The 15,416-nt window shown below is 45.9% G+C and carries 30 protein-coding genes; all 30 read right to left on the bottom strand.

The window, feature by feature from the left end; translation table 11 throughout:
* Positions 1-214: 214 nt before the first annotated feature.
* The gene (rplQ, locus tag DDZ15_RS17120; RefSeq protein ID WP_109648232.1) at positions 215-949 is read right to left on the bottom strand and encodes a 50S ribosomal protein L17; all 735 of its coding nucleotides are present in this window, start codon (positions 947-949) and stop codon (positions 215-217) included.
* A gap of 13 nt (positions 950-962) precedes the next feature.
* Positions 963-1,940, bottom strand: a complete 978-nt coding sequence (locus tag DDZ15_RS16515) for a DNA-directed RNA polymerase subunit alpha (protein ID WP_109648231.1) — start codon at positions 1,938-1,940, stop codon at positions 963-965.
* A gap of 25 nt (positions 1,941-1,965) precedes the next feature.
* Positions 1,966-2,571, bottom strand: coding sequence for a 30S ribosomal protein S4 (gene rpsD, locus DDZ15_RS16510; protein WP_109648230.1), 606 nt, complete (start codon positions 2,569-2,571; stop codon positions 1,966-1,968).
* A gap of 21 nt (positions 2,572-2,592) precedes the next feature.
* Positions 2,593-3,006 carry a 30S ribosomal protein S11 gene (rpsK, locus tag DDZ15_RS16505; protein ID WP_109648229.1) on the bottom strand — a complete coding sequence of 138 codons (414 nt, stop codon included), beginning with the start codon at positions 3,004-3,006 and terminating at the stop codon, positions 2,593-2,595.
* A 21-nt stretch (positions 3,007-3,027) separates the two neighbouring features.
* Positions 3,028-3,405 (bottom strand): 30S ribosomal protein S13, encoded by a 378-nt coding sequence (gene rpsM / locus DDZ15_RS16500; protein ID WP_109648228.1) that lies wholly within the window; start codon positions 3,403-3,405, stop codon positions 3,028-3,030.
* Between the two features lie 15 nt (positions 3,406-3,420).
* Entirely contained in the window at positions 3,421-3,537 is a 117-nt protein-coding gene (gene rpmJ, locus DDZ15_RS16495; RefSeq protein ID WP_109648227.1) for a 50S ribosomal protein L36, read from the bottom strand.
* Between the two features lie 12 nt (positions 3,538-3,549).
* Entirely contained in the window at positions 3,550-3,768 is a 219-nt protein-coding gene (gene infA / locus DDZ15_RS16490; protein WP_101073992.1) for a translation initiation factor IF-1, read from the bottom strand.
* Between the two features lie 6 nt (positions 3,769-3,774).
* Positions 3,775-4,578 carry a type I methionyl aminopeptidase gene (gene map, locus DDZ15_RS16485; RefSeq protein WP_109648226.1) on the bottom strand — a complete coding sequence of 268 codons (804 nt, stop codon included), beginning with the start codon at positions 4,576-4,578 and terminating at the stop codon, positions 3,775-3,777.
* Positions 4,578-5,885: a preprotein translocase subunit SecY gene (secY, locus tag DDZ15_RS16480; protein ID WP_109648225.1), complete on the bottom strand. Its 1,308-nt coding sequence runs from the start codon at positions 5,883-5,885 to the stop codon at positions 4,578-4,580. Before secY ends, map begins: the two co-directional genes overlap by 1 nt.
* Before the next feature lie 39 nt (positions 5,886-5,924).
* Entirely contained in the window at positions 5,925-6,377 is a 453-nt protein-coding gene (gene rplO, locus DDZ15_RS16475) for a 50S ribosomal protein L15 (RefSeq protein WP_109648224.1), read from the bottom strand.
* A gap of 30 nt (positions 6,378-6,407) precedes the next feature.
* Positions 6,408-6,932, bottom strand: a complete 525-nt coding sequence (gene rpsE / locus DDZ15_RS16470) for a 30S ribosomal protein S5 (protein WP_109648223.1) — start codon at positions 6,930-6,932, stop codon at positions 6,408-6,410.
* A gap of 14 nt (positions 6,933-6,946) precedes the next feature.
* The gene (rplR, locus tag DDZ15_RS16465) at positions 6,947-7,315 is read right to left on the bottom strand and encodes a 50S ribosomal protein L18 (RefSeq protein WP_109648222.1); all 369 of its coding nucleotides are present in this window, start codon (positions 7,313-7,315) and stop codon (positions 6,947-6,949) included.
* Positions 7,316-7,336: 21 nt separating this feature from the next.
* The gene (gene rplF / locus DDZ15_RS16460; RefSeq protein WP_109648221.1) at positions 7,337-7,891 is read right to left on the bottom strand and encodes a 50S ribosomal protein L6; all 555 of its coding nucleotides are present in this window, start codon (positions 7,889-7,891) and stop codon (positions 7,337-7,339) included.
* Between the two features lie 24 nt (positions 7,892-7,915).
* Complete coding sequence (gene rpsH, locus DDZ15_RS16455) at positions 7,916-8,311, bottom strand: 30S ribosomal protein S8 (RefSeq protein WP_109648220.1); 396 nt, start codon at positions 8,309-8,311, stop codon at positions 7,916-7,918.
* 17 nt (positions 8,312-8,328) lie between these two features.
* The gene (rpsN, locus tag DDZ15_RS16450) at positions 8,329-8,598 is read right to left on the bottom strand and encodes a 30S ribosomal protein S14 (RefSeq protein WP_109648219.1); all 270 of its coding nucleotides are present in this window, start codon (positions 8,596-8,598) and stop codon (positions 8,329-8,331) included.
* Positions 8,599-8,627: 29 nt separating this feature from the next.
* Positions 8,628-9,173 carry a 50S ribosomal protein L5 gene (rplE, locus tag DDZ15_RS16445; RefSeq protein ID WP_109648218.1) on the bottom strand — a complete coding sequence of 182 codons (546 nt, stop codon included), beginning with the start codon at positions 9,171-9,173 and terminating at the stop codon, positions 8,628-8,630.
* Between the two features lie 8 nt (positions 9,174-9,181).
* Positions 9,182-9,535 carry a 50S ribosomal protein L24 gene (gene rplX / locus DDZ15_RS16440; RefSeq protein WP_109648217.1) on the bottom strand — a complete coding sequence of 118 codons (354 nt, stop codon included), beginning with the start codon at positions 9,533-9,535 and terminating at the stop codon, positions 9,182-9,184.
* A 12-nt stretch (positions 9,536-9,547) separates the two neighbouring features.
* Positions 9,548-9,916, bottom strand: coding sequence for a 50S ribosomal protein L14 (rplN, locus tag DDZ15_RS16435; protein WP_109648216.1), 369 nt, complete (start codon positions 9,914-9,916; stop codon positions 9,548-9,550).
* Positions 9,917-9,941: 25 nt separating this feature from the next.
* Complete coding sequence (rpsQ, locus tag DDZ15_RS16430; RefSeq protein WP_109648215.1) at positions 9,942-10,205, bottom strand: 30S ribosomal protein S17; 264 nt, start codon at positions 10,203-10,205, stop codon at positions 9,942-9,944.
* Positions 10,206-10,209: 4 nt separating this feature from the next.
* On the bottom strand, positions 10,210-10,407 hold the full coding sequence (gene rpmC / locus DDZ15_RS16425) for a 50S ribosomal protein L29 (protein WP_109648214.1): 198 nt from the start codon (positions 10,405-10,407) through the stop codon (positions 10,210-10,212).
* Between the two features lie 21 nt (positions 10,408-10,428).
* Positions 10,429-10,851: a 50S ribosomal protein L16 gene (gene rplP, locus DDZ15_RS16420; RefSeq protein WP_109648213.1), complete on the bottom strand. Its 423-nt coding sequence runs from the start codon at positions 10,849-10,851 to the stop codon at positions 10,429-10,431.
* An 18-nt stretch (positions 10,852-10,869) separates the two neighbouring features.
* On the bottom strand, positions 10,870-11,610 hold the full coding sequence (gene rpsC / locus DDZ15_RS16415; RefSeq protein ID WP_109648212.1) for a 30S ribosomal protein S3: 741 nt from the start codon (positions 11,608-11,610) through the stop codon (positions 10,870-10,872).
* Between the two features lie 14 nt (positions 11,611-11,624).
* Complete coding sequence (gene rplV, locus DDZ15_RS16410; protein ID WP_109648233.1) at positions 11,625-11,990, bottom strand: 50S ribosomal protein L22; 366 nt, start codon at positions 11,988-11,990, stop codon at positions 11,625-11,627.
* A gap of 33 nt (positions 11,991-12,023) precedes the next feature.
* On the bottom strand, positions 12,024-12,293 hold the full coding sequence (gene rpsS / locus DDZ15_RS16405; protein ID WP_109648211.1) for a 30S ribosomal protein S19: 270 nt from the start codon (positions 12,291-12,293) through the stop codon (positions 12,024-12,026).
* A gap of 14 nt (positions 12,294-12,307) precedes the next feature.
* Positions 12,308-13,141 carry a 50S ribosomal protein L2 gene (gene rplB / locus DDZ15_RS16400; RefSeq protein ID WP_109648210.1) on the bottom strand — a complete coding sequence of 278 codons (834 nt, stop codon included), beginning with the start codon at positions 13,139-13,141 and terminating at the stop codon, positions 12,308-12,310.
* Positions 13,142-13,155: 14 nt separating this feature from the next.
* Complete coding sequence (gene rplW / locus DDZ15_RS16395; RefSeq protein WP_109648209.1) at positions 13,156-13,446, bottom strand: 50S ribosomal protein L23; 291 nt, start codon at positions 13,444-13,446, stop codon at positions 13,156-13,158.
* Entirely contained in the window at positions 13,443-14,093 is a 651-nt protein-coding gene (gene rplD / locus DDZ15_RS16390) for a 50S ribosomal protein L4 (RefSeq protein WP_109648208.1), read from the bottom strand. The genes rplW and rplD overlap by 4 nt, the downstream gene beginning before the upstream one ends.
* Positions 14,093-14,734 (bottom strand): 50S ribosomal protein L3, encoded by a 642-nt coding sequence (gene rplC / locus DDZ15_RS16385; RefSeq protein ID WP_109648207.1) that lies wholly within the window; start codon positions 14,732-14,734, stop codon positions 14,093-14,095. The genes rplD and rplC overlap by 1 nt, the downstream gene beginning before the upstream one ends.
* A gap of 18 nt (positions 14,735-14,752) precedes the next feature.
* Positions 14,753-15,064, bottom strand: coding sequence for a 30S ribosomal protein S10 (gene rpsJ / locus DDZ15_RS16380; RefSeq protein ID WP_069133481.1), 312 nt, complete (start codon positions 15,062-15,064; stop codon positions 14,753-14,755).
* A 13-nt stretch (positions 15,065-15,077) separates the two neighbouring features.
* Positions 15,078-15,416, bottom strand: a 339-nt coding sequence (locus tag DDZ15_RS16375) for an EF-Tu C-terminal domain-related protein (protein ID WP_479725181.1), incomplete at its 5' end; no start/stop codon positions are given.

Below are 15,416 nucleotides of genomic sequence, written 5' to 3'. Positions count from 1 at the left end.
GCCGCCAGCGTTCGTCCTGAGCCAGGATCAAACTCTCCATTGTATATATCCTAAATATCCAATAAACAGCTCAACCCAAAAACCCATCAAACAATCTGGTTATCTCTTACAGTATGTCAAAAGAACAATGCCACTTCGTTTTTGTGGCAGATTTTCAATATACGAATAAAGGCCAACGAATGTCAACCTATACATTCAATATTCTTTACAGAAATTATTTCTTCTCGTCAGACTCTTCGTCTTCAGCTTCAGAATCAGTACCAGCAGCATCGGCATCAGACTCTGCTTTAACCTCGCTGTCCGATGTATCATCCTCTTCTCCGGATACAGCTTCTTCTTCAGCGGAGGCAGTCTTCACTTCAGTATTGTCATTTTCTTTTTCCGCCTGCTCTTCAACTGCTGAAACTTCAGCTTCCTCTGCAGCGGTCTCACCGTCTTCAGGTGCAGCCGCTTTCGGAGCTTCCTTCTTTCCTTTGTCTTTACTGGCTGATGCTTCTTTTTTGGATGAATCATCAGCGTCAGCAGGCTTATTGGATCTTCCCGCTCGACGAGTACGTTTTTTCTTGGCCTCTTTCTTCTCGGGTTTCACATCGTTGAAATCGACCAGTTCAATAACCGCCATTTCAGCAGCATCTCCCAACCGAGTACCCATTTTCAACACGCGTGTGTATCCGCCTGGACGATCACCAACTTCTTCAGCAATGTGATCGAATAATTCGGTAACAGCATGCTTGTCTCTTAATGAAGCAAATGCCTGCCTGCGGTTGTGAGTTGTATCGTTTTTCGCCTTGGTTATAATTGGCTCAACAAATCTTCTTAACTCTTTAGCTTTTGGAAGAGTTGTCTTAATTCGCTTCTCCTTGATCAGCGCAACACTCAATGCCTGCAGTGTCGCTTTTCTGTGAGGAGTCGATCTTCCTAATTTTCTACCTTTTACCTGGTGACGCATTTCCTATTTCCTCTTATTTGTCCAGATATTTGGATACATCCATTCCAAATTCCAGATTCTTTTCTTCGATTACCTCAACCAATTCAGAAAGTGATTTCTTACCGAAATTCCGAAATTTGAGAAGATCCTGTTCTTCCCTGGAAACAAGTTCCGCAATATTATTGATATTGGCTGATTTCAGACAGTTGTACGCCCTTACGCTCAGATTCAGATCTTCGATGCTGGTCTTCAGCAGGCTTGCAACGCGCTGCTTCTCGGCATCAACCTCTTCCTCCTCCTGCGTGAATGGCTCTTCAATTTTTTCCGTGATAAACTTCTCAATATGCTCCTTAAGAATCTTACCTGATATGGTAAGCGCCTCCTTGGCATTGAGTGATCCGTCCGTAGTGACGTTAAGCACCAGTTTTTCATAATCAGTACGCTGTCCTACACGGACATTCTCCACTTCGAACTGAACAGACTTGATTGGAGTGAAAATGGCATCAATTGCCATAAGGTTCACATCATCCTCAAAATCAGATGCCATCTCTTCTGCAGGTACATATCCCCTGCCCCGTCCAACACGAAGCTCCATATCGAGTTCAACGTCGTCTGCCAGTGTGGCAATCACCAAATCCGGATTAAGAACATCAAAATCGGCCGTGGCGTCATCGATATCCTTTCCGGTGAAATTGCCCGGGCCTTTTTTGGTAAGATTAATCACACCTCCGCTTTGTTCAACTTGCTTGAAACGTACCTGTTTCAGGTTGAGGATAATTTCGTAGACATCCTCCTTAACACCGTCGATACTTGAATACTCATGATCAACGCCATTTATCTTGACAGCAGTAATTGCCAGTCCGGGCAGTGAAGAGAGGAGCACTCTGCGAAATGAATTCCCAATGGTAACGCCGAAACCCCGTTCCAAAGGCTGAAGGATGAAGGTTCCGAAATTTTCCGACTCTTTTTCAACTTCAAGAATGTCGGGCATTTGTAAACTGTAGCTGTTCATAGCTGGATGTTTAAAAACTGGTTTATTATTTAGAGTAGAGCTCAATAATCAACTGAACGTTGATATTTTCCGGTATCTCTTCCATAACGGGAAGATTCAAAAACTTACCGGTCTTGGTTTTCTTATCTGTTTCGAGCCATTTGTACTTGCTCGTAGAGTAGCTTTCAAGAGTTTCATCTATCAGGTCCAGATTTCTGGATTTCGGACGAACCGTTACCACATCGCCTGGCTTTACCTGATATGAGGGAATATTAACAACCTGTCCGTTCACGACAATATGCTTGTGTGAAACCAGCTGACGAGCCTGCCGTCTTGTTCTTGCAAAGCCGAGCCTGAACACAACATTGTCAAGTCTTGACTCCAGCAGCTGAAGCAGAACCTCACCGGTTACACCTTCCTGCCGGGTTGCTTTCTCATAAAGATTTCTGAACTGCTTCTCGAGCAATCCATAGGTGTATTTCGCTTTTTGCTTTTCATCAAGCTGGATTGCATACTCCGATTTTCGGGTAAACCGACTTCTGCCGTGCTGCCCAGGCCCATAGGGTTTTCTTTCAAGGGCTGTGCTCGGACCAAAGATTGGTTCTTTGAAACGTCGTGCTACTTTCTGTTTTGGACCTCTGTATCGTGCCATTTATTTACTCAGATCTTAAATTTATACTCTTCGTCTTTTTGGAGGACGGCATCCGTTATGGGGAATCGGAGTTCTGTCCATAATGGAGGTTACTTCCAATCCGCTGGTTGCGAGAGCACGAACAGCGGCCTCTCTTCCGGAACCGGGACCTTTAACAAAAACCTTTACTTTTCTAAGTCCCATATCATAAGCAGCCCTGGCTGCGGTCTCCGCACTCAGCTGTGCTGCGTAGGGAGTATTTTTTCTGGAACCCTTGAACCCCTCTTTTCCGGAGGATGACCAGGACAGAACGTTACCGTTTGCGTCTGTTACGCTTACGAGTACATTATTGAATGTAGCTTTTACAAACGCCATCCCGTTAGGGTCGGCAACCTGCTTTTTCTTCTTTTTTCTGGCTACTTTTTCAGCGGCCCCTTTTCTTTGTTTTTTAGCCATTTTGCTTTAACGGTCTGTCAATTATTTGGTAGCTTTTTTCTTGCCGGCAACAGTTCTTCTCTTGCCTTTGCGGGTTCTGGCATTCGTTTGCGTACGCTGGCCCCGAACCGGGAGCCCTTTCCGGTGCCGAACGCCCCGATAACTTCCGGTTTCAATCAGCCGGCGAATGTTACCGTTTATCTCGGTTCTGAGAGCACCTTCCACTTTCATTTCGGAGTCAATAATTTGCCTCAGGGCAGCAACCTGCTCGTCAGTCCAATCGACAACCTTGGTATCATGATCGATACCCGCCTTGTCCAGTATCTGCTTGGACAGTGTTTTGCCTATACCAAAAATATAGGTAAGGCCAATTACTCCTCGTTTCTGTTTCGGTAAATCTACACCTGCAATTCTTGCCATAAACCAGTTCCTGTTTTAACCTTGCCGCTGCTTATGTCGCGGATTCTTTTTATTAATTACGTAAACGCGTCCTTTGCGACGTACAATTTTATCGTCAGAACTGCGCTTTTTTACGGATGATCTTGTCTTCATGATAATTACCTGTTACTTATATCGGTACGTTATTCTTCCTTTGGTCAAATCGTATGGAGACATTTCCACCTGAACTCTGTCTCCGGGTAAAATTTTGATGTAGTACATTCTCATCTTTCCGGACACATGGGCCAATATTTCGTGGCCGTTATCCAATTCAACCCGAAACTGAGCGTTCGGAAGCGCCTCTAAAATTTTTCCGTCCTGCTTAATCGGCTCTTGTTTAGCCATGTCGCATTATTGGGTTTCAAAAATTTCATTTTTAGTGATCTCAGCAATATAATCAAAAGTACTGAGAACTTCAGCTTCACCTTCACGCACAACAACATCATGCTCAAAGTGCGCTGCGTTTGAGCTATCCGCGGTCACAATGGTCCAGCCATCAGACAGCGTTTTCACTTTCCATGAGCCGCGTGTAATCATCGGCTCAATGGCAAGCGTCATTCCGGACCGAAGCCTTTCACCTCTTCCCGGTTTTCCAAAATTGGGAACGGATGGATCTTCATGCATCTCCTTGCCAATTCCGTGCCCAACGAGGTCTCGCACTACCCCAAAACCATTCGATTCACAGTGCTCCTGAACCGCAGAACCGATATCACCAATCTTATTGCCGTGAACGGCCTGGTCAATTCCTTTATAAAGTGACTCAAGTGTTGTTTTCAGCAAGAGACGATCTTCATCAGAACAGTCGCCAACCGTAAACGTGTAGGCATGGTCACCAAAATATCCGTCCTTTTCCACACCGCAATCCACAGATACAATATCTCCTTCATGCAGTTTTCTGTTACCCGGAATACCATGAACCACTTCTTCATTCACTGAGATACACAGTGTTGCGGGAAACGGATTATTTTTTCCGCCATACCCTTTAAAAGCAGGCCTGGCATTGTTTTTCCGTATGAAGTCTTCCGCTATCTGATCGAGTGTGCCTGTTTGAACACCGGGCTTAATCTCCCGGGCCACTTCAGCAAGAGTTCTGGATACCAGCCGGGCCGCTACCCTCATCTTGTCAATTTCAGTTTCACTCTTCAGAAAAATCATTAAGCGCGCCTTCTGCCTTTGATCTTGCCTGATTTCATAAATCCATCATAGTGGCGCATCATCAGATGGCTCTCAACCTGCTGCAGAGTATCTAAAGCAACTCCCACTATAATGAGCAGACTGGTTCCACCATAAAAAAGAGCAAATCCCGGCGTTACTCCCATATTTGCAACGATGGCCGGCAGAATGGCCACGAATGACAAAAATATGGACCCCGGAAGCGTAATCTTGGTCAAAATGTTATCAATGAACTCAACGGTCTGTTTGCCCGGCCGTACTCCGGGGATAAAACCACCCTGTCTTTTCATTGTATCGGCCATCTCTTTCGGGTTTACCGCGATGGCTGTATAGAAAAACGTAAAGAACACACAAATGATGAAAAAGATCACAGAGTAGGTGACTCCGGTAAAATCAGCCGCCCAGGACGTCATCCATTGAACTGTTTCATTTTCTGGAAAAAATGTACCTACCGTGCTTGGTATAAACATGATAGACTGTGCAAAAATAATGGGCATCACACCCGCCGCATTGACTCTCAGTGGCAGGTACTGGGTAGTTCCGCCATACACCTTCCTTCCAACAACCCTTTTTGCATATTGTACAGGAATCTTCCTTGTTCCCTGCGTGAGCAATACACAAGAAGCGATGACCAGGGCCAGCCCGATCAGCTCTACAATAAGTATGATTGCGTTGCTTGTTGTTTGAATCTCGTTCAGAAGGTTTGTGGGAAGTATTGCAATAATACCAATCATGATCAGCAGGGAAATACCATTTCCGATTCCGCGATCCGTGATTCGCTCTCCCAGCCACATTACAAAAGTGGTTCCGGCTGTTAAAACAACAATACAGGTCAGTATAAATGCGGTATTGCTTACTACAATAGCATTTGGCGAGGTAGCAATCAGATTGATACCGAAACCGATTGCCTGCACAGCCGTAATTCCAACCGTGCCGTACCTTGTAAGGCGATTGATTTTTCTTCGTCCTTCCTCACCTTCCCGCTGCAGCTTTTGAAAATAGGGTACAGCAGCGCCCATCAACTGAATAATAATGGCAGCCGTGATATAAGGCATAATGCCAAGTGCAAATACCCCGGCACGCGAGAATGCACCGCCCACAAAGAGGTCGAACAGACCAAGCAGAGATGATGCGTCACCCGCTTCCGTAGCAAGCATATTGGCATCTACACCCGGCATGGTTACGTAACTGCCGATTCGATAGACCATAAGAATACCAACCACATACAGAATGCGGTCACGCAGGTCTTCGATTTTAAAGATATTTCTGAAGTTTTCTATTAAACTCATTCGATTGGGTGTCGTTCAGCTGAGAATCTTCTGGTTCAGTTAGTCGATAATGGTTACCGTGCCGCCGGCGTCTTCAATTTTCTTTTTTGCAGACTCGCTGCAGGCATGCACCTCAACCGATACTTTCTTATCGATCTCACCACCACCAAGCAGTTTAACCCTGTCATTCTTATGCACGAGCCCTGTGGTCACGAGATCATCGACAGTTACCGTTTCCGTTAACCGGCCGGCCTCAATGAAATCCGAAAGGCGCTGTACATTCATCGCCTGGTATTCCGTTCGGAACCTGTTTTTGAATCCAAACTTTGGAATACGTCGCTGGAGCGGCATCTGCCCCCCCTCAAACCACGCCTTAACTTTCGCGCCGCTTCGGGATTTCTGCCCGTTATGACCGCGGCCGGACTGCTCTCCTATCCCGGAGCCTTGTCCGCGTCCCACGCGCTTGCGCGATTTTTTGTTTTCAGCCGGAGCTTTAAGATTGTGTAATTTCATGATAGATCTCTTATCTCTAAAACTGTGCGTTTAACCTTCAAAAACTTTATTGACACTAATTCCACGTCGCTGAGCTACTTCAACGGGGTCCGTTAACTGACGGAGTGCCTCATAAGCAGCTTTCACCATATTATGGGGATTGGATGATCCCTGCGACTTGGAAAGAATATTCTGAACACCTGCAACGTCGAGCAGTGATTTAACAGCGCCGCCAGCAATTACACCGGTACCCTCAGATGCCGGACGCAACAATACTTTCCCTGCTCCGGCTTTCCCGATAATTGGATGGTGGATACTGCCGGTTTTGGTCAGGGGTACTTTGATCAGGTTTTTCTTCGCATTGTCAAAGCCTTTCTGTATCGCGTCGGATACCTCATTGGCTTTCCCCAGCCCGTGTCCTACCACTCCTTCGCCGTTTCCGACAACAACAATGGCATTAAAGCTAAAACGACGTCCGCCTTTAACTACTTTGGCAACACGGTTAATGTGTACCAGTTTTTCTTCAAGGTTCAGATTCGCTGCTGGAATATTATGTTTTCTTCGAACTTTAGGCATAATTAAATCTCTGTTTAAAAGTCTAAGCCGCCTTCGCGTGCGCTATCTGCGGCAGCTTTTACGATTCCGTGATATTTATAACCGCTTCGGTCAAAAACAACCTTGTTAATGCCCTGATCGGTTGCGGCTTTTGCGAGGGCTTCGCCAACTACTTTGGCAGCTTCCACACCACTTTTTCCTTCCAGGTCTTTTTGCAGATCTGTAGATTTGGTGGATGCAGACATCAGTGTAAGATTCTCGCGATCATTAATGAGTTGCAGATAAATGTGCTTATTACTCTTAAAGATGCTGAGTCTGGGGCGTTCTGCCGTTCCACGGATTGTTGAACGAATCCGTTTGCGTATTTTATTTCTTCGTTCTGTTTTTACTCTGTTCTTTCTCATTTCCTTAACTGGGCCTCAGTTTTATTTAGCGGCAGATTTTCCTGCTTTTCTTCTGATTTGTTCATCGAGATAGCGAACGCCTTTACCCTTGTAAGGCTCCGGTTTTCTCATTGATCTGATTTTGGCTGCCACCTGACCCACCAGCTCTTTATCAATACCTGTAATAATCAGAATTGGGTTCTTTCGTGATTTGGTGTCCACTTCGATATCAATTCCTTCGGGCGGAACAAAATAGATCGGGTGTGAATAGCCAAGATTCAGTTCCAGTATACCACCTGAAAATGACGCACGATAACCTACCCCGATAATTTCAAGCTGCTTTTTATACCCTTCTGTAACTCCCTGAACCATATTGTTTATCAGGGATCGGTAGAGTCCGTGCAGAGATTTCTGTTCTTTGGTTTCACTGGATCGTGATACCTCAATAAAATTCTCGTTCTTTTCGACCTTTATTTCGGGATGAATTTGCAGCGATTGACTACCTTTTTGTCCTTTGATGGTAACTACGTTATCAGCACCAATGCTGAATTCGGTTCCGTCGGTTAAGGGAATTGGCTGCTTGCCTATTCTTGACATATCGTTGGAATCTTTAAAATTGGTTTAGTAAACAGAGCAGAGAATTTCTCCGCCAACGTTTAATTTGCGGGCCTCTTTGTCAGTCATCACTCCCCTGGAGGTTGACATGATTACAATACCCAGGCCATTATAGGATTTCGGAATTTCTTCACTTCCGCTGTACTTTCTCAGACCGGGCTTTGAGATGCGCTTCATCTCTTTGATAACCGGCTGGCCGTACGCATCGTACTTGAGGAACATTCGCAGTATTCCCTGCTTGCCATCCTCTATATCAATAAACCTGCTGATATAGCCTTTGTCGACCAGTATTTTGGCCATGGCCCGTTTCAGCTTGGAAGCCGGCACATCCACCCTTCGGTGACCCGCTTGCTGTGCATTACGGATACGGGTTAAAAAATCAGAAATAGTGTCGCTATGCATAATCTTATATCTACGTTTTACCAGCTTGCTTTTCGGACGCCCGGAATCTTACCACTAAGAGCGAGTTCCCGAAATTTGATGCGTGAAACTCCGTATTTGCCGATATATCCCCTTGATCGGCCGGTGAGTGAACACCGGTTTCTCACACGTGTGGGACTGGCATCTCTAGGGAGCTTCTGCAGGGCTTCATAATCACCTGCTTCTTTCAGCTTTCTTCTTTTCTCGGCATACTTTTCTACTGTTGCCTTTCTTTTTTCGTTTCGTGCTATCCAGGATTTTTTCGCCATTGGTACTTGAGTCGTCTTTAATTGAAATTCTATTTCTTGAATGGCATACCGAAATGTTTCAGAAGCGTAAAGGCTTCTTCGTCGGTAACTGCGGATGTCACAAACGTGATGTCCATGCCGTGGACCTGGCTCGTTTTGTCCACATCGATTTCGGGAAAAATGGTATGCTCTTTGATTCCCATTGTATAGTTTCCTCTTCCATCAAAACTTTTGTTGGGCACACCCTGAAAGTCACGTGTTCTTGGCAGGGCAAGATTAATCAGCCTGTCAAGAAATTCGAACATGATTTTTCCTCTGAGTGTAACCTTACAGCCAATCGGCATGCCTTCACGAAGCTTAAAATTGGATATCGACTTCTTTGCTTTTGTTTTTACCGGCTGCTGACCCGTAATCTGAGCAATGTTCTGAACTACCGAGTCCAATTCTTTGGTATCGCTGATTGCGCTGCCAACTCCCACATTAATTACGATCTTCTGGAGCTTTGGCACTGCCATCACGTTTTCGTACTTAAACTCTTCCGTGAGTTTATCAACGACTTCGTCTTTGTAATAAGTATATAGTCTTGCTTCCGCCATTCGTCTAGTTATTTATCAATGATTTCGCCACTTGCCTTTGCGTACCGGACCCAACGGCCGCCACCCTCTTCATCTATGCGTTTTCTTCCAATCCGGGTGGGCTCACCTGTTGTGGGGTCGAGCACCATCACGTTGGAAACATGAACGGATGCTTCTCTTTTGAGACGGCCTCCCTGTGGATTATCCTGGGAAGGTTTCTCGTGATGAGTCCTCATATTGATTCCTTCAACGAGAACCCGTTCTTTTTTCGGATATACAAAAAGTACGCGTCCTTTTTTGCCTTTATCATTACCGGCAATAACGAGAACTTCGTCGCCCTTTTTTACGTGGAGTTTTTTTTGCGCGTTATACTTACGTGGCATAACAATAAATTTTTAAAGTACTTCGGGAGCCAGTGAAACAATACGCATAAAACTTTTCTCCCTTAGCTCTCTGGCTACAGGGCCGAAAATACGTGTTCCAACAGGTTCCTTTTCTTTGTTAATAATTACCGCCGCATTTTCATCAAACCGAATGTAGCTGCCATCACGGCGTCGAATTTCCTTTTTGGTTCTCACAACAACTGCTGTTACCACTTCTCCTTTTTTGACGTTTCCGCCGGGGATAGCCGTTTTAACAGAGCATGAAATCAAGTCACCAATGCGGGCATAGCGTCGTTTGGAATCGCCAAGAACCTTTATACACATCACCTTTTTGGCTCCGCTGTTGTCCGCTACGTTTAAAATTGACTGCGTTTGAATCATGAGCTTTACCTACAAATATTGAATGTTATTTTGCTCTTTCAAGGATTTCAACCAAACGCCATGATTTGCGTTTGGAAAGTGGCCGGGTCGACATGATCAATACGGTATCACCAATATTGGCATCATTCGTTTCATCATGTGCCATGTACTTGGTGGTTTTTGTAATAAACTTTCCATAGATCGGATGCTTAATCTGTCGATCAACGGCAACCGTAATACTCTTATCCATACGGTTACTTATTACGCGACCGGTCCGGGTTCTTCTTTGTGATCTTTGTGCTTCAGCCATAGTGTTATTCAGCACCTAATTTTTCATTAATTATCAAATTGAGCCGGGCAATTTCCCGTCTTGTATTCTTTATTCTGGCCGGGTTTTCAATTTGTCCGGCAATCGCTTTATTGAACCTGAAGTTTACCAGTGCTTCTTTTTCATCCTTGAGCCGGGCTTGAAGTTCCGCAAGCGACAGATCTCGTAATTCGTGTGCTTTCATAGTTTTCCTCTGTTCTTACGCTTATGCTCCGTCGTAGTCCCGACGCTTCACAAATTTGGTTTTAATCGGGAGTTTGTTTGAGGCGCGTCGAAGTGCTTCTTTGGCCTGTGCTTCGCTAACCCCTGCAATTTCAAACAGAATTCTTCCTGGTTTCACTACGGCTATGAAATGGTCAAGCGCGCCTTTACCCTTACCCATACGGGTTTCAGCGGGTTTACTTGTAATTGGCCGATCAGGGAAAATTCTGATAAACGTTTTACCATCCCGCTGCAGTGTTCGTGCAATGGTTACCCTGCAGGCTTCGATCTGCCGGGACGTAATAAATTTTGGCTCTAGTGCTTTCAGTCCAAAGCTTCCGAAAGCCAGGGTATGACCACGCTGAGCGTTTCCTTTCAGCTTGTCTCTGTGTACCCGTCGTCTGTGAATACGTTTTGGTTCTAACATAATTCAGTACCGGTTCTGTTAATTTCTGCTTCTTCTTCTGGAGCGCCGTGATTTTCTGTCGCCAGACTGACCACCGCGTTTTCTGCTTGGTTCACTTTCCTGCTGCGCCTGTGAACCGGGTGCAAGGTCAACATCTCCAATAATTTCGCCTTTGAATATCCATACAGATACGCCGATCGAGCCGTAAATTGTATTGGAAGTAGCTTTGGCGTAGTCGATATCGGCGCGAAGTGTATGAAGCGGCACCCTGCCTTCCTTGTACTGTTCGGTCCGCGCCATTTCTGCACCGCCCAGGCGTCCTGCACATTTGATCTTGATTCCTTTTGCGCCCATTCTCATCGCAGATGAAAGTGCTGTTTTCATCGCCCGGCGAAATGACACCCTGGCCTCAAGCTGCTGTGCGATATTCTGGGCAACCAGGCTGGCATCCAATTCGGGTCGCTTAATCTCACTTACATTGATCTGAACTTCCTTGTTTGTAATCTTTTTAAGCTCTTCACGAAGCATTTCAATCTGCTCACCGCCTTTTCCGATAATTACGCCTGGCCGTGATGTGTTGAGTGTGAGAAGAACCCGTTTGGGTGTGCGTTCGATAACCACATTTGAAAGACCTCCGTTACGCAGACGCGTAGCAAGGTATTCGCGAAGCTTTGTGTCTTCAACCAGCATGGCCGGTTCGTTCTCTTCGGAATACCAGTTGGAGTCCCAACCGCGGATAATTCCAAGTCTAAGTCCAGTAGGATTGGTTTTTTGTCCCAATGTATAAACCTCGTTTATTCTTCAGTTACAGTTTCTTCCTCAAGCTTGGCTACAACCACGGTAATGTGGCAGCTTCGCTTATTGATTCTGTGCGCACGTCCCTGGGGTGCAGGCTGGATTCTTTTCAGTGTTACACCTTCATCCACATAAATGCGCTTGATGTACAGTAAATCATTGTCAAGGCGCTCCTCTTCGAAGCGATCGCGGATGTTGGCAGCTGCAGACTTAATCACCTTTGCAACGTCAACGGCAGCACCTTTGCTGATGAAGTCAAGTTTTGTCAGGGCACGGTCAACCCGGTCTCCACGAACGTGATCTGCAACGAGCCTCACTTTTCGCGGTGCTTTCCGGAGATGTTTTTGTACTGCTTTTGCTTCAATTACTGGCGTTTCCATCAATCCAATATCTTTAAATTATTTAGCCTTTTTCATCGGATGACCACGGAACGTACGGGTAGGAGCAAACTCACCCAGCTTATGGCCAACCATATTGTCCGTGATATACACGGGAACAAACTGTTTTCCGTTATGTACGGCAATGGTTAGCCCGATAAAATCGGGCGTAATCATTGAACTTCTTGACCAGGTTTTGATCACTTTCTTTTTGCCGCTGTCGTTCATTGCATCAACTTTTCGCTGAAGCTTATAATGAACGAAAGGCCCTTTCTTTAGTGAACGTGGCATACGTAATTAATTAATTATGCTTTTTTAGATTTACGTCGTCTTACAATAAACTTAGACGATAATTTTTTACGGTTTCTTGTCTTCTTGCCTTTGGCTGCCTGACCCCATGGCGATCTTGGGTGACCTCCCGAAGCTTTGCCTTCACCACCTCCCATCGGGTGATCGACCGGGTTCATGGCTACACCACGTACTTTCGGTCTTCTGCCCAACCATCGGCTTCGGCCGGCCTTGCCAACCGTAGTATTGAAATGGTCGGGGTTGCTGGTAGATCCTATCGTTGCAAAGCAAGCTGATGGTACCATTCGAACTTCACCTGAAGGGAGTTTAACCGTTGCCAGCTTACCCTCTTTGGCAACAAGCTGAGCCGCAGTACCTGCGCTTCTGCAGAGCTGCCCCCCTTTACCGGGCTGCATCTCAATATTGTGGATAACTGTTCCAAGCGGCATGCTTTTCAGCGGCATGGCGTTTCCAATTTCCGGAGCAGCTGTTTCAGAGCTGATCACAGTATCACCTACCTGGAGCTTATTCGGAGCAAGAATATATCTTTTCTCTCCATCAACATAAGCCAGGAGTGCGATTCTTGCCGTTCGGTTTGGATCGTATTCAATCGTCTGGACCCTCGCCGGAATGCCTATTTTATTGCGCTTGAAATCGATAACCCGGATTCTGCGCTTATGGCCGCCGCCACGGCGACGCATGGTGATCCGTCCGTTGTTATTACGTCCGCCGGACTTGTCGATCCCCTTCGTGAGAGATTTCAGCGGTTTCTTAGCTGTAACCTCGTCAAATACGGGTGCAATGCGATGGCGCTGTCCCGGGGTTATTGGTTTTAATTGCTTGGTAGCCATGTTATAAAACGTTTTTAAATTTCACTGAAGAAGTCTATCTCACCCTCTTTGAGAGTCACAATCGCCTTTTTCCAGACACGGCTTCTGCCGTTAACGAATCCGCTTTTTGTGAACCGCCCTTTGGGTTTGGATGGAACAATAATTGTATTCACCTTTTTTACCTTTACCTCAGGATAGCGCTCTTCGATGGCGCGTCTGATTTCGGGTTTTGTAGCTGACCGGTGCACTTCAAAAGCATACTGCTGATGCTGTTCCTGCAAGCGAGTCAGTTTTTCAGTAATCAGAGGTTGAATTAATATACTCATGCCGCTTCCTCTTCAACTTTGGGTTCAATGCTGTTCTCTAAAACCTGTATCGCACTCTTCTGTATTAGTACGATGTCAGAATTCATGATATCGTACGTATTCGGCGAAAATGCCTCAATCACGTTTATGCCCGGGATATTCCTGGCAGACAGATAGAGTTTATGGTCGGTATCTGCGGTAACAATCAGCACCTTGGAGTTTTCAAGCTCAAAAGCAGTCAGCATATCAACTACCTGACGTGTTTTGATTTCTTCGAACGTAAAGTCATCCACAACCTTGAGTGCATCTTCCGATACCTTAAGAGACAGGGCTGATTTTCGCGCCAGCCGCTTGGCTTTTTTGTTCAGGTTGTTCGTATAGGTGCGTGGACGAGGACCAAATACGGTTCCTCCGCCTTTCAGAAGAGGTGATCGCATAGAACCTCTACGGGCCATTCCGGTACCTTTCTGCTTATAAGCTTTTCGGCCACCTCCGCGAACTTCACTGCGTTCTTTTGTTTTTGCTGTTCCTTGTCGTCTATTGGCAAGAATGCGGCGGACATCTTCATAAAGAACCGTTTCATTCGGTTCAACCGCGAAGATTTCGTCGCTCAGCGTTGCTTTTTTACCGCTGCTTTTGCCATCAACTTTATAAATCGTCAGTTCCATCAGGCTAATTGCTGTGATTTATTATGAATCTCCAGATAACCGCCTTTTGCACCGGGAATGGAACCTGTAATAAGAACCAGGTTAGACTCCGGCAGTATTTGCGCCACTGAGAGATTTTGAATTTTTGTTCGTCTGTTTCCTGAGCGTCCGGCCATCTTCATACCCTTGAATACACGGGATGGATCAGAGGCCTGACCAATGGATCCGGGAGCTCTTTCACGATTGTGCTGACCATGAGTCCGGTCGCCAACTCCGCTAAAGTTGTGTCGTTTCACAACTCCTGTAAAACCTGTTCCTTTCGAAATACCGACAATATCAACCCGGTCGCCGACTGAAAACACGTCTTCGATATTCAGCTCATCACCAAGTTCAAAACCTTCCGGTATATAATCCCGAAATTCAGTTACAACACGCTTTGGCTCAGACCCTGCTTTATCGAAATGACCAAGAAGTGCATTCGACACATTTTTGGCTTTCTTACTGAATGCAGCAACCTGAACAGCATTATAACCGTCAGTTTCTTCTGTTTTTATTTGGGTAATGGTACAAGGCTCCACCTCAACAACCGTGACGGCTATACTGCGCCCCAGATCATCAAAGATGCTTGTCATTCCTACTTTTTTTCCTATTAAACCACTCATGGTACGTTTGGAATCTTATTACACTTTAATTTCTACATCCACACCGGATGGAAGCTCAAGCTTCATTAGGGCATCCACGGTTTGCGAACCTGTTGAAAGAATGTCGATCAGCCGCTTATGCGATCGATATTCGAATTGTTCACGCGATTTTTTATTCACATGAACCGATCTGTTCACCGTGATGATGTTTTTGTTTGTCGGCAGAGGAATCGGTCCGGATACAACTGCACCGGTAGATTTCACTGTTTGTATGATTTTCTCTGCTGATTTGTCGATCAGATTATGATCGTACGACTTCAGTTTAATTCTGATCTTCTGTTGTGTAGCCACTTGCTAAAACCTTTTAGTCATTAATTTTGGTTACTACGCCGGCACCCACGGTTCGGCCTCCCTCACGGATGGCAAACCTCAGTCCCGACTCCATCGCTACCGGCTGGATCAGGCTTACGTTCAGCTTCACGTTGTCGCCCGGCATAACCATCTCCACTCCGTCAGGCAGCTCACACGAGCCCGTTACATCCGTGGTCCGGAAATAAAACTGCGGACGATATCCCTTGAAAAACGGCGTGTGACGTCCGCCCTCATCCTTGCTCAGTACATACACCTCGCACTCAAACTCCTTGTGCGGGGTAATTGAGCCCGGCTTGCACAGTACCATCCCGCGCTGAAGCTGCTCCTTGTT

Source organism: Rhodohalobacter mucosus (assembly GCF_003150675.1).
Taxonomy (GTDB): Bacteria; Bacteroidota; Rhodothermia; order Balneolales; family Balneolaceae; genus Rhodohalobacter; species Rhodohalobacter mucosus.
The sequence above is the reverse complement of the archived record's forward strand: the minus strand, read 5'-3'. Positions and strand labels throughout refer to the sequence as shown.